The sequence below is a fragment of the Variovorax paradoxus genome, from assembly GCF_009755665.1.
Lineage (GTDB): Bacteria > Pseudomonadota > Gammaproteobacteria > Burkholderiales > Burkholderiaceae_C > Variovorax > Variovorax paradoxus_G.
Genome location: NZ_CP046622.1, coordinates 1,025,806 through 1,039,092, shown reverse-complemented (window position 1 = coordinate 1,039,092; position 13,287 = coordinate 1,025,806). Strand labels below are relative to the sequence as shown.

Genomic DNA, 13,287 nt, shown 5'->3' with positions numbered 1-13,287 from the left:
GGATATGGGTCACAGCGTCGTGGTCCCAAGCACCCTTTCTAGAGACAATGAACCCGCTCGAAACCGACCATGAGGGGATCAAGATGTCAGCCGACAACTGGTGGAAGTGCGGAATCGTCTATCAGGTCTACCCGCGTTCGTTCCAGGACAGCAACGGCGATGGCGTCGGAGACCTGGACGGAATTCGCGCCCGGCTGGATCATCTGGTCTCGCTCGGCGTCGATGCGGTCTGGATTTCGCCGATCTATCCCTCGCCGATGGCCGACTTCGGGTACGACATCTCCGATTTTTGCGACGTCGATCCGCGCTTCGGGACGCTGGACGGCTTCGATGCGCTGCTGCAGGAGGCGCACGCGATAGGGATCAAGATCATCCTGGACTTTGTGCCCAACCACACATCGGACCGTCATCCGTGGTTTGTACAGAGCCGCAGCGCGCGCAGCGATGCGCGACGCGACTGGTATATCTGGCGCGACCCGGCGCCGGGCGGCGGGCCGCCCAACAACTGGCTCAGCAATTTTGGCGGGCCGGCCTGGGCTTTCGATCCGGCCACCGGCCAGTACTACGCCCATTCGTTCCTGAAGGAGCAGCCCGACCTCAACTGGCGCAACCCCGAAGTGCGGGCCGCGATGTACGAGGTGCTGCGCTTCTGGCTTCGGCGCGGCGTCGATGGATTCCGCGTCGACGTGCTCTCTCAAATCATCAAGGACGCGGCGTTCCGCGACAACCCGCCGAATCCGGACTTCGTGGAGGGCCAAGACCCATTCTTTCGCTGGTTGATGCTCTACAACACGGACCTGCCGGAGGTGCAGCCGATCGTGGCCGAGATGCGCCGGGTGGTCGACGCGTTCAGCGACACACGCTCGTCGCGCGTGCTGATTGGCGAGCTCTACCTGCCGCTCACGCGCCTGGTCGCCTACTACGGACTCAACGCCGAAGGTGTGCTCGAAGGCGTGCAACTGCCCTTCAACTTTCAGCTGATTGCGACCGAGTGGCAGGCGGCGCGCATCGACCGCCTGGTGCGCGATTACGAAGCCGCCCTGCCCGCGGGCGCTCAGCCGAACTGGGTGCTGGGCAACCACGACAGATCCCGCATTGCGAGCCGCGTCGGGCCGCAGATGGCGCGGCTCGCGGCCATGCTGCTGCTCACGCTGCGCGGCACGCCAACGCTCTACTACGGCGACGAGATCGGCATGACGGACGTTCCCATTCCCGCCGATGGAGTGCAGGACCCGTTCGAGAAGAACAAACCCGGCATGGGGCTGGGCCGCGACCCGGAGCGAACACCCATGCAATGGAGCGCCAGAGAGCACGCAGGGTTCACGACCGCTACGCCGTGGCTGCGCCTGGCGGCCGATTGGCCCACGAACAATGTGGAAGCGCAATCACGCGACGCAGGGTCGATGCTGACGCTCTACCGCCGCCTCATCGCGTTGCGCCGCAGGCAGCCTGCGCTGAACCGGGGCAACTATGAAGCGCTCGATGCCGGGGATGATGTGCTCGCCTATGTGCGCAGCTTCGAAGGACAGCGGCTGCTGGTGCTCTTGAACTTTGGCGCCGCACCGGCGCCGATCTCGCCGGCGTTGATGCCGCGCCAGCCGATCGTGCTGGCATCGACCGATCCTGCGCGCGCGGAGTTCATCAAGGGGCCTCTGGTGCTGGCGCCTTGCGAAGGCGTCGTTGTCGGCACCGTGAACGTCAAGGGCCCCGACGCACGATGAGCAATCAAGGCTTGCCGGTCTATATCTCGACGTAGCTGCGCGCGTGCCAACGCACGCGCACGGGCCACTTCGCGTCGGCGATGGTTTCCGAATTCACGTCCTTGCCGCTGCCGTAGTTGATCTGCCGGTCGGGGCGCCTGTTGAGGCCAATCAGCAGCACGATTCGGCTGCCCGCCGCTAACCTGCACGCCGTCACGCGTTCGGCGGTGAACGCAAGCAGCTGACGCTCGCCGGCCCGAAGAAGCCTGCGACGCACGCGATTGGCTGCGTAGCTGGCGCGGAAGTCGTAGGGATCGAACAGCAGTCGGTACTCGCCGCTTGCCGTCTGCTCGTACACCGAGACGTTGAAGTCCACGTCCTGGCGCGAGGGCGTGATGTCGAACACGCCGCGCAGGCTACCGACGATTTCGGTGTCCTGCGGGAGCGGATCACTGGCAAAGCTGATGCTGTTGCGCGTTGGCAGCTGGTTCGCGCGCAGCGCGTCCGGCCACGGGATGCGCACGTCGCGTCGATCGGCCAGATCGACCGAAAGCCGCGCGCTGCCACCGCCTTCGGACGGCGACGGCAACAGGCGGCGCGGGTCGTCGCGCTCGCGGGTGTCGAGGTAAAGGCGTAGCGGGGTGCGCTTCGGCGCGTCCAGCGTCGGCACATGGCGCCACTGGTCCGCGCCCATCACCTGGTAGTTGACGCGGTCCGTCAGCAGAGAAGGCTTGTTCGCGCCCTTCAGGATGTGGTCGAACCATTGCAAGCGCAGTTCGGGCAGGTCGACGCGTGCGACGGGGTCCAGCGTGTAGCCGCGCAGCGTCGGTGCCGTGCCGAGCCTAATCGAGGCCGCGTCGTAGGGGCCGAGCAGCAGCGTCGCATCGGCCTGCGGCCGGTTGCGAAGATGCTCTTGGTGGAAGTAGAGCGCGCCGGCGTCTGCGCCGTAGTAGCCGGCAAAGCTGAGCACCGGGATGTCGATGCTCGCAAACTGCTTCGCTGACGGCAGGAACTTCTGCCAGTAGCGATCATGACTGGGGTGCGTCAGCCAGGTGCGGATCAGCCTGTTGCGCTTGCCAATCAGGACGCGGTCGATGTCCCAGTAAGGGCGATTGCCTCGATACCACCGCGCGTCGAGCGCCTGCCATGTCGCGTCCGGGTCGGCGTCTGCGCCGGCCCGCAGCGGTTCGGCATTCGCATGCTCCTGTGCCCAGCGGACCATGGCGTTGCGGAAGATTTGCCCGGCCTTCGGAAAGTCGATGCCCGGCGCCATCGGCGCGATGGTGGCGATGGCCTTGAGGGCGGCCGGTCTCAAGCGGGCGGCGGCCCAGGCGGCGTAGCCGGAGTAGCCGTCGCCGAGCATGCAGACGCGGCCGTCGCTCCACGCCTGCTCGGCAATCCAGTCGATGACGGCCGCGGCGTCTTCGCCGTCGCGGATAAACGGCCACACGGCGCCCTTGCTGTCGGGCGTGCGTCCGCGCACGTACGCCGTGACGCCGACGTAGCCTCTGGCGGCGCTGCGCTGGGCGTCGTCTTCGGCCGGATCGAGCGTGAAGCGCAGCAGCGTCGGCAGGGCGCCTACTGCGTCATTGGTTCGGCCGGGCCGAACCACGCTCGCGAAGATGACACCCCCGCGGACGGGAATCCTGAGGTCGGCCTCCGTCACGTAGCGGTTGCGGTTTTCCGCCGCCAACAGTTCGGGCAGAAGCGCGCCGAAGCTGCGGCGCGACTCGTACGAATGCCAGGTCCGCACGAGCGCCAGGGCATCGGCCTGCGGAAGGCTGCCCTTCGCGCGCCAGAGGTCGAAAGCCCGGCGCAGTGGCTCTGCATACACCGCCGCCGGAATTTCGAGCCGCGCCATGATGGCCTGGGCTTGCGCATTGTCGAGCGGCGACACAAGTTCCCGGAATGCGCGCGCGTAGGCTTCGGCAAAGCCGAGGCGCTCGTTCGCTTCGAGTGCGCGCGCACGCGCATAGATGCCGTCGAGGATCGCACGCTGCACCAGGTCGTCGAACGGCTTGCCCTGGCGGCGGGTGCGCAGGGCCCGGCTGCTGTCGGAGGCTGCACGGTAAGTGCCGCTGACGATCTGCAGGGCGGTCAGGTTGGCCAGGAAGACGTCGGTGTCTGCGTCCTGGTACACCGGCAGGATGCGCTGGGCCAGATCGCGCATCAGGTCCGCCGCGGTGGCATCCTCAGGATCGCGCGGTGGCTTGAAGCCGAAATCCGCCGCCCAGCTCCACGCGGGCAGCGCAAGAAGCAGCCGCATGAGAGCGCGACGGACTCGATTGACGGTCGACCCAGGGAATCTCATGGTCGCTGCTCCTCGGGCACACCGTTCGGCGGTGCCTTGACCAGATGCGCCACCTGCGTGAACAGCCGGTCGTGCGCTTGTCCGGCCGAGCCTATGTGGACAATGCCCGTGTGCGCGAGCTTGCCTAGAACATCGATGATGAGCTCGAGCGTGTCGTCGTCGAACGCGCCAAAGGCTTCGTCCATCACCAGCCAGGACGGTGCCTGCAGCGCCACCCGGGCGAAGCCCAGGCGCAACTGCTCGTCCATGCTGAGTTCGCGCTCCCAGCGGGCTGTCTTGTTCAGCAATGGTTCCAGGCGCTGGAGGCCCACACTCGCCAGTGCGGCCACCATGGCTTCTCTGGGGTAGCTCGACGGTTCCATCGCATACGACAGCACTTCGGCGAGCGTGCCGCGTGGAATGTAGGGCGTGCCGCGCGGCATGTAGTGGATCGTCTCGCCGGCGGGCCGGCGTACGGTGCCGGAGCCCCAGGGCCAAAGGCCCGCGAGCGCCCGGAACAGCAAGGTCTTCTCGGTGCCCGGTGTGCCGAGAATCAAGACGCGTTGGCCGCGGTGCACGACGAGTTCCGGGGCGTCCAGCCGGTCGTGGCCGCTCCAGGAGCGAACCTCGAGCGCTTCGATCGCGAGCGCCTCGGCTTCGCCCTCCTCATAGGCGATGCGGCTGCCGCCTGCTTGTGCCTCCAGATCGGACGCCAGCATCCGGCGCAGGTCGGCGACCCGCAGCAGCGTGGCGCGCCAGTCGGCAATGATGCTGAAGTTGTCGACAAACCAGCGCAGCGACGACTGAGCCTGCGTGAAGGCCGCGGCGGCCATCATCAAGCCGCCGAACGAAACCTTGCCCGAGAAGTAGAGGGGTGCGGCCACCAGCGTCGGCGCGATGATGGTGACCCAGCCGAAGCCCGCGGTGACCCAGGTCAGGTTGGTCAGCCCGAGCACCACGCGAGACGTAGCGCGCAAGACGTCGCCGAAATGCATGGCGACGCGGCGCTTCTCGTCGGCCTCGCCGCCCGCCAGGGAGATGCCGTCGAGATGCTCGTTGATGCGCGTCAGCGAAAAGCGCAATTCGCCTTCACGCGCGTAGCGCTCGGCGTTGCGCGAGATCAGGCCGTTGCCGACCCAGTAAGTGACCAGCGAACCGGCGACCGCATAAGCGATGGCCGCCCACAACATGAAGCCCGGCAGCACGTGGTCCTTGCCATCGAAAAAGAGGCTGAAGTCCTTGGAGAGGACCCACAGCACACTCGCAAAGCTGCCGAACAGCATCGCTGCCTGCAGCAGACCCACGCCGAGGGCGACCGAGAGATCGCACAGCTTCAGCGTGTCGTCGTGCATGCGCTGATCGGGGTGGGCCCCCATCGGGCCGCTGGCCTGGAGCCAGAATGCCCGGCGGGGCTGCAGCCACAGCCCCACCAGGTCACTGACCACGGCCTCGCGCAGCTTCAGCTGCAAGGTTTCGCCCAGCCACCTCTGCGCGACATTCAAGACCAGCAGCACGCCCGCAATGATCGCGAAGACGCCTACCTGCACCATGAATTCGCTCAGGTCGCGACGCGAGATTGCATCGTAGAACGGCTTGTTCCAGCTGTTGAGCTCGATCTGCCCATACGCCGTGAGCGCAACGACCACCACGATCGCGGCCATCAGCGCGACAAGCGTCTTTGCGACCGGGGACACGCGCAAGGCGCCGAGCAACTCGCTGACCTGACGGAAGAAGCCGGTCCTTGCAGCCGGCTCGACACGGTTCTTCGGCCTCGCGCTCATCGCCTACCGCGGCGCCTCGCAAGCGGCGGCCGCGCTGCGGCGCGCCGAGACACAGGAAATGAATGCGGCGTGGCTCCAGGCGAGTTGCTTGGCCGAGGTCTGCGCACCGCTGTGCTGGTCGAACTGCTCCGACAGGTCACCGCCGGCCGGCGTGTACGCGCGCACGGTGGCGAGGTAGGCGTCGCCGCGTTCGAACCAATGGCGTGCATCGGCGCCCGTCGCCGCTGCGGCGCGGAAGCAGAACTCGGCGGCGCCGAGGGTTGAGAAGTAGTACGCGCCGCCCGAGTAGTACACGTCGCCTTCATACCGGCCCATTGCCGCGCCACGGCCTGCGGCGCGGCCGTGGTTGATGGGATAGGCCGCGTCGAACAGTGCGTCGAGGCGCATCAGCGTGGACTGCATGCGCGGATCGGCCGGTCCATGGGCGGCCTCGGTGCCAAGGCTGTGGATCGCCGACAGGATCACCGCGATGTCCAGCGCCTTCGGACTGGGCTGGCCGTCCGCCAGCACGCGTGAGCGGTAGTAGCCGCGCGTCGCGTCGCGATCACCTGGCCGTTCATCTCTTTCGTCGACCCAGTAGCCATCGAGGAGGCGCAGCACGGCCTGCGACTCTTCCCGGCAGCGCTGCGCCTTTGCCGTGTCGCCCAAGCCCTCCAGCCATGCCGCGCCTTCGGCCAACGCGGCCCCTGCAACGCGCAGCGTGTAGTAGTGGTGGCCGAGTTCCTCTTCCCAGATGTCGTAGGACGGCTCGCGCCAATAACGCAGCGTGAAGTCGAGATCGAAGCGGATCAGCTTGGAAACCTCCGCCAGCAGCGGTGCGTCGAGGTGCCCGCCGGCTGCCCAGCGCAGCAGGGCCAGCGCGCGCAGCGGCGCACCGTCATGCTGGGGCCGATTCCATCGGCAGACGTCGAGCGTGCCGTCGGGGTTCACCCGCGTCTCGGCGGTCACCAGGTCGCCGAAAGCTTTCGCAAGGTCATCGTCTTCGCGCAGGTACTGCAGGAGCTCGGGGGCCACACACGCGCTGCGGTCCTCCACCGCGGCAGCCGCCCGGCCGTCGAGGCGGTTCAACTCCAGGCTGAAATGGGTGAAGTCGCGCAGGTGCTGCAATGCTTCGTCTCCGACGCACCCTTCGGAGTAGAGCAGGCGCAGTGCATCGATGACGACCGCGGAATCGCGGAACCAATGAAAGAAGTAGTCGGGGTCCGGGTTGTAGTCGGCGAGGACAGGCGAGGCGACGATGGCGCCGGCCATCGGCCGCACGGTCTGGCCGAAGCCCGGCCGATGCTTGACGATCGAGACCGGCGAGATGCTGGACAGCATCGCGCTCGCCGAGTGGCGCAGCTGGGTTTCGAGCCAGGGCTCAAAAGCCGGATCTTGCGGGCTCGCCACGCTGAAGGTCACGGTTCGCGCGACCCCAGATGCGGGCTGCTGAAGTCCAGGGCGCGCAGCCCGGCCTGCACTTCGGGCACACTCATGAACAGTTTCCAAAGAAGGCCCGTGCGATGGTTCTCCATCATCACGACGATCGGGCCCTGGTCGATCGCAAGATAGGTGTCTGCGAACCACCCTCGCTGCTCGCAGAACGCATCGACGAAGCCATAGTCTCTCCACAGCCGCTCGCCATGCGCGGTGAGGAAATGCCGCAGCACCTGCATCACCTCGGCAGGCGCGTACGGCAGGCTGGCCAGTGCGGCCGTCGGCGAGATGGTGCCGTTGTCGTTGTTCGGATCGTGCGCAAGGTAGCCGTCGGGGTCGTCGCTCGCCGTCAGGCCCCAGCACGATTCGCCGTAGCCCCGATAGCCCCGCGGATTGGCAACGCAGTGGGCGCGGTTGATCTGCACGTGGCGGCTGTTGAGATCCCAATAGTCGGCGTAGCGATCCTTCAGGCCGCGTGGATCGAGCCCGCAGAACGAGTAGTGCGCAAAGAACAGCGGGCCGGCGTTCGGCGGGCCCAGCGGCAGTTCGATGCCCTGGTACGAGCGGCCATTGAGGAAGTCGGGCCCAGAGGCGTAGCCGCGGTGGTAGACCTTCGGATCGATCGCATGGCGTGGTGCGGCCGCCGCCAGAAAGTACGTGATGAGGCACTCGTTCCAGCCGTGCACCTGATGGTTCATGGCCCAGCCGTGGTTCGGGCTCCAGTGCCAATACAGCACATCCTGTCCGCCCTGGGTGAACCAGTTCCATTCGACCTCATGCCACAGCGTGTCGAAGTCGGCGCGCAAACGGCGCGCCGTGGCCGTGTCCTCGCTGAAATACTGGCGCGCACACAGCAGGCCCATGCAAAGGAACGAGGTCTCGACCAGATCGCCCGCGTCGTCGTTGGGGCTCATCGGGATCGTCGCGCCGCTCGCCCCGTCCATGAAGTGCGGGAACGCGCCGTGGTAGCGCTTGGCGCGCAAGAGCGCGTCCCGCATGCGCCCCAGGCGCTCCAGCGCTGCGTCCCGCGTGACCCAGCCGCGCTCCACCGCGACGATCAAGGCCATGATGCCGAAGCCGGTGCCGCCGATGGCGACCCTTTCGTCCGCTAGGTCTTCGCCCGTGGCGCTGACGAGCGTGCGGCGATCAAGCGCCAAGCCACTGGCGGCATCCGCACCGTCCCAGAAATAGCGGAAGGTCTGCCGCTGCACGGCGTCGATCAAGGCTTCATCGGGCAGGGCTGCCAGTGCCCTCGGGTTCCTGTCATCCTTCAGCACGAACGGCTCCTTTCGTTGTCGTCTCGGTAACACGTTTGGTTTCACTGAATTGTCGGCAGCGCAACGCGGCCGAGGGCTCTCTGCCCGCAGCATGCCATCATTAAGGCCCTTGGGTTCTATTCGAAATCCCTGATGAGCCGCATTGACTCCCTCATGGCCCGGATGACGCTAGCCGAAAAGCTGGGCCAACTGACGATGACTGCCTCCAGCTACACGGTCACCGGGCCGGTGCTCGCGGGAGACTCCACGCAGTCGATCATCGACGGTACGGTCGGCAATCTGCTGAACATGGTCGGCGCTGGTCCCACCCACGAAATGCAGCGGCTGGCCGTCGAGAAGTCACGGCTCGGCATTCCACTGCTGATCGGCCTGGACATCATTCATGGCCATCGCACGCTCTTTCCGATTCCGCTTGCAGAGGCCGGCACCTTCGACGAAGACCTCTGGGAACGCACGGCGCGCGAGGCCGCGCGCGAAGGCGCTGCCGACGGCCTGGCGATGACTTTCGCGCCGATGCTCGACGTATCGCGCGATCCCCGCTGGGGCCGCACCGCGGAAGGACCCGGCGAAGACCCCTGGCTGAACGCACGCATCGCACAGGCGAAGGTGCGCGGCTTCCAGGGGGCCGACCTGTCATCGGCCGAATCGCTGGCCGCTTGCGCCAAGCATTTCGTCGCGTACGGCGCAGTCAACGCGGGGCGGGAGTACGCCGCCGTGGACATCTCGGAGCGCACCTTGCGCGAGGTGCATCTGCCAGGCTTCGCAGCAGCGGTCCGCGCCGGCGTCGCGACGCTGATGCCCGCCTTCACCGATCTCAACGGCGTGCCGATGACGGCGCACATTCCCTTGCTGCGCGACTGGCTGCGCGGGGAGATGGGCTGGGACGGCGTCATCGTCAGCGACTACAACGCGATCGCGGAATTGATCAAGCACGGCGTCGCGGCCGATCTCGTCGATGCCGCGGTCCTGGCGCTGAAGGCCGGCGTCGACATCGACATGATGGCCGACGCGTATCGCAAGGGCCTGCCGATCGCGCTCGAACAGGGACGGGTGACCATCGAAGAGATCGACGCGAGTGTGCGCCGCGTGTTGCGGCTCAAGGAGCAGCTCGGCCTGTTCGACGACCCCTACCGCCGCGGCGCGACACCGGAGCCCGCAGCGGTTGTCGCCGAGCGGCACACGCTGTCGCGCAATGCGGGGCGCAAGGCCATCGTCATGCTGAAGAACGAGCGGGACACCCTCCCCTTGCCTGCTGCACCGAAGGCACTGTGCGTCATCGGTCCGCTGGCCGACGCAAACACCGAGATGAAAGGCCCGTGGTGGGGCGCCGGCGAACACGAGCCCGCCGTCAGCGTGCTTGCCGGCCTGCGCGCCGCGCTTCCGCACACCGACATTCGCCATGCACCCGGCGTCGCCATCGAGGGTGGCGACGACAGCGGCATCGAAGCTGCCATTGCGCTCTGCGACGGCGCCGACGCCATCCTGCTGTGCCTGGGCGAGCGTGCCACGATGAGCGGCGAGGCGGCGAGCCGCGCCACGCCCGCGCTTCCCGGCCGGCAACAGGCCCTGGCCGAAGCGGTAACGGCACGCGCACAGGCGCTCGGCATCCCCGTCATCGCGATCTTGTTCTCGGGCCGCCCGCTGGTCGTCCCCTGGCTGGCCCAACACGCCGATGCGCTCCTGGCTGCGTGGTTCATCGGCATCGAAGCCGGCCATGCGATCGCCGATGTGGTTACCGGCCAGGTGTCTCCTGGCGGTCGCACGCCGATGAGCTGGCCGCGCGCCGTCGGGCAGGTGCCTATCTACTTCGGCCAGCGTCCCACCGGCCGACCGATCAATCCTGCCGACTACTTCACCAGCAAGTACCAGGACGTCGAGAACACGCCGCTGTATGCCTTCGGCCACGGCTTGACCTACGGCCGGTTTGTCTACGAAGAGCTCCAGGTCGAGCCGCGCCGCGTGTGCGAGCAGGACACGCTGAAGATCAGCGCCAGACTGCGCAACGTTGGCGCGCGCGAGGCTGAAGAGACCGTCTTCCTGTTCATTCGCGGCAAGCGAAGCCGTGTCACCCGGCCGTTGCTGGAACTCAAGGGCTACGCGAAGCTGCGATTGATGCCTGGCGTTGCCGGCTCGGTGAACCTGGAACTGCCGGCGGCCGAGTTGCGCTACCTCGGGCCGGACCTGCAGCCCTTGTTCGAGGCAGGCGAAGTCGAGATCCTTGTCGGACCGAGTGCCGAGGAATCAGGGTTGCTGCGCCAGATCATCGAGTTGTATTGAAGCACTGCGGATTTCATCGACGATCTCCGCGCCCAATCACTCCACCGTCACGCTCTTGGCAAGATTGCGCGGCTTGTCGACATCGGTTCCTCGCGCGCAAGCCGTGTGATACGCCAGCAGCTGCAGCGGCACCACGTGCAGCAGCGGCGACAGCGCGCCGTAGTGCTCGGGCATGCGAATGACGTGCAGGCCTTCGCTGCCCTTGATCTTGGTGTCGCCGTCGGCCAGCACATAAAGCACGCCGCCGCGCGCGCGCACTTCCTGCAGGTTGCTCTTGAGCTTTTCGAGCAGGGCGTCGTTCGGCGCCACGGCCACCACCGGCATTTCGCTGGTGACCAGCGCGAGCGGGCCGTGCTTGAGCTCGCCGGCGGCATAGGCCTCGGCGTGGATGTAGGTCACTTCCTTGAGCTTGAGCGCGCCTTCCAGCGCAATCGGATAGTGCAGCCCGCGGCCGAGGAAGAGCGCGTTGTCCTTGCGTGCGAAGTCTTCGGCCCAGCCGATGATCTGCGGCTCGAGCGCAAGCACCGACTGCAGTGCCACCGGCAGATGGCGCATTTCCTTCAGGTAGCGTGCCTCGTCGGCTTCGCTCAGGCGGCCCTTGCTCTGCGCAATGGCAAGGGTCAGCAGGAACAGGCCGGCCAATTGCGTGGTGAAGGCCTTGGTCGAGGCCACGCCAATTTCCACGCCGGCGCGCGTGATGTAGGCAAGCTTGCATTCGCGCACCATGGCACTGGTGGCTACATTGCAGATGGTGAGGGTCTGCTCCATTCCGAGCGATCGCGCATGCTTGAGCGCGGCCAGCGTGTCGGCGGTTTCACCCGACTGGCTGATGGTGACGACGAGCGTCTTGGGGTCGGGCACCGAGTCGCGGTAGCGGTATTCGCTTGCGATCTCTACCTGCGTCGAGATCTTCGCGATGCCCTCGAGCCAATACTTGGCGGTGCAGCCGCTGTAGTAGCTGGTGCCGCACGCAAGAATGAGGATCTTGTCGATGTCCTTGAACACGCGGTGTGCGCTGGCGCCTCTGGCGCCGTCCTGCCCGATGCCGTCGAACAGCTCGGGCACGATGCCGGCCACACCTTCGAGCGTGTCGCCAATGGCGCGCGGTTGCTCGAAGATTTCCTTCTGCATGTAGTGGCGGTAAGGGCCGAGTTCGGCCGCGCCGCTGTGCGCCTGCACGGTGCGCACCTGCCGCTGCACGGGCTTGTGGCTGCGGTCTACGATCCAGTATTTGCCGGGCTGCACATCGACCACGTCGCCTTCTTCGAGATAGACGATCTGATCGGTGACGCCGGCCAGGGCCATGGCATCGCTCGCAAGAAAGTTTTCGCCACCTTCCTTGCCCACGCCAAGAATGAGCGGCGAGCCCGCGCGCGCGCCGACCACGCGCTGCGGTTCGTCGCGGCAGATCACTGCAATGGCATAGGCCCCGTGCAGCTGCAGCACCGCGGCCTTCACGGCCTCGAACAGGTCGCCTTCGTAGAGGCTGTCGACCAGATGGGCGATCACCTCGGTGTCGGTCTGGCTCTCGAAGACGTAGCCCTTGGCCTCGAGCGTCGCACGCAGTGCTTCGTGGTTTTCGATGATGCCGTTGTGAACCAGCGCGATGCGGCCAGCGCGCGCGCCTTGTGCGTCGGCGCCGGGGCCATGGCTGAAGTGCGGGTGCGCGTTGTGCACGGCCGGTGCGCCGTGCGTGGCCCAGCGCGTATGGGCGATGCCCGTCAGGCCTTCGACATGGTCCTCGCGCACCTGCGTGACGAGATCCGCCACGCGCGATGTGGTGCGCGCACGCGTGAGGCCGCTCGCATGAACCGCGACGCCGCAGGAGTCATAGCCGCGGTACTCGAGCCTTTGAAGCCCCTGCACTAGGACTGGAACGATGTTGCGATGGGACGCTGCGCCGACGATGCCGCACATGGTGAGCTGCCTTTGAATGAAGAGGAGACCTGATGGTAGAGATAGGGTGGAAAAATATGCCTTCGAAATCACGAGAATTTCGGTGATTTATTTCATCCCTCAGCGGATTTGGATTTTTATTCCATAATCCACACACATATGGAATCAATCTCGGTGGATGCAATAGATCTCCGCCTGCTCGATGCGCTGCAGCGCGACGCCTCGCAAACCAACCAGAGGCTGGCCGAACGCGTCGGCATTTCGCCGCCGACTTGCCTGCGCCGCGTTCAGCGCCTGCGGCAAGAAGGTCTCATCGAGCGGCAAGTCGCATTGCTTTCGCCGGACCGCCTGGCCGCGGTGCTGGGCCACGGCCTGCAGGCGGTGGTCGAAATTTCGCTCGACAGGCAAGACGCTGCGGCGCTCGACGCCTTCGAGGCGCGCGTGATCGCCGACGACGCCGTGCAGCAATGCTGGCGCGTTTCGCCGGGTCCGGACTTCGTGCTGGTGGTGGCCGCCCGCGACATGCCCGGCTACGGCGCGCTCGCGCAGCGGCTCTTCAACGCCGACGCCAACGTGCGCAACGTCAAGGCCTTCTTCAGCCTGAAGCGCGCGAAGTTCGAGCCCCGGCTGCCGCTGGTCTGACCCTCCGC

The 13,287-nt window shown here is 66.4% G+C and carries 8 protein-coding genes; 3 read left to right on the top strand and 5 right to left on the bottom strand.

The features are described 5' to 3' along the window. The first annotated feature begins 83 nt into the window (after window positions 1-83). Window positions 84-1,721 carry an alpha-amylase family glycosyl hydrolase gene (locus GOQ09_RS04780; protein WP_157616588.1) on the top strand — a complete coding sequence of 546 codons (1,638 nt, stop codon included), beginning with the start codon at window positions 84-86 and terminating at the stop codon, window positions 1,719-1,721. 19 nt (window positions 1,722-1,740) lie between these two features. Here GOQ09_RS04780 and GOQ09_RS04775 read toward each other — a convergent pair whose 3' ends face one another. From GOQ09_RS04775 to GOQ09_RS04760, 4 genes are read right to left on the bottom strand one after another with little or no spacing between them, the layout of a single operon-like run. Then, on the bottom strand, window positions 1,741-3,966 hold the full coding sequence (locus tag GOQ09_RS04775; protein WP_242630995.1) for a CocE/NonD family hydrolase: 2,226 nt from the start codon (window positions 3,964-3,966) through the stop codon (window positions 1,741-1,743). A gap of 41 nt (window positions 3,967-4,007) precedes the next feature. Beyond that, on the bottom strand, window positions 4,008-5,771 hold the full coding sequence (locus tag GOQ09_RS04770) for an ABC transporter ATP-binding protein/permease (protein WP_157612111.1): 1,764 nt from the start codon (window positions 5,769-5,771) through the stop codon (window positions 4,008-4,010). Between the two features lie 3 nt (window positions 5,772-5,774). Further along, window positions 5,775-7,172, bottom strand: coding sequence for a glycoside hydrolase family 15 protein (locus tag GOQ09_RS04765; RefSeq protein WP_157612110.1), 1,398 nt, complete (start codon window positions 7,170-7,172; stop codon window positions 5,775-5,777). Beyond that, entirely contained in the window at window positions 7,169-8,464 is a 1,296-nt protein-coding gene (locus tag GOQ09_RS04760) for a glucoamylase family protein (RefSeq protein ID WP_157612109.1), read from the bottom strand. Before GOQ09_RS04760 ends, GOQ09_RS04765 begins: the two co-directional genes overlap by 4 nt. A 132-nt stretch (window positions 8,465-8,596) precedes the next feature. Between GOQ09_RS04760 and GOQ09_RS04755 the strand changes: the two genes are divergently transcribed. Next, the gene (locus GOQ09_RS04755; protein ID WP_157612108.1) at window positions 8,597-10,741 is read left to right on the top strand and encodes a glycoside hydrolase family 3 N-terminal domain-containing protein; all 2,145 of its coding nucleotides are present in this window, start codon (window positions 8,597-8,599) and stop codon (window positions 10,739-10,741) included. Window positions 10,742-10,777: 36 nt separating this feature from the next. On the opposite strand, the gene glmS is transcribed toward GOQ09_RS04755, so the two are convergent. Next, the gene (gene glmS, locus GOQ09_RS04750) at window positions 10,778-12,658 is read right to left on the bottom strand and encodes a glutamine--fructose-6-phosphate transaminase (isomerizing) (protein ID WP_157612107.1); all 1,881 of its coding nucleotides are present in this window, start codon (window positions 12,656-12,658) and stop codon (window positions 10,778-10,780) included. A 138-nt stretch (window positions 12,659-12,796) separates the two neighbouring features. On the opposite strand from glmS, the gene GOQ09_RS04745 reads away from it, so the two are divergent. Then, entirely contained in the window at window positions 12,797-13,279 is a 483-nt protein-coding gene (locus tag GOQ09_RS04745) for an Lrp/AsnC family transcriptional regulator (protein WP_157612106.1), read from the top strand. The last annotated feature ends 8 nt before the right edge of the window (window positions 13,280-13,287 follow it).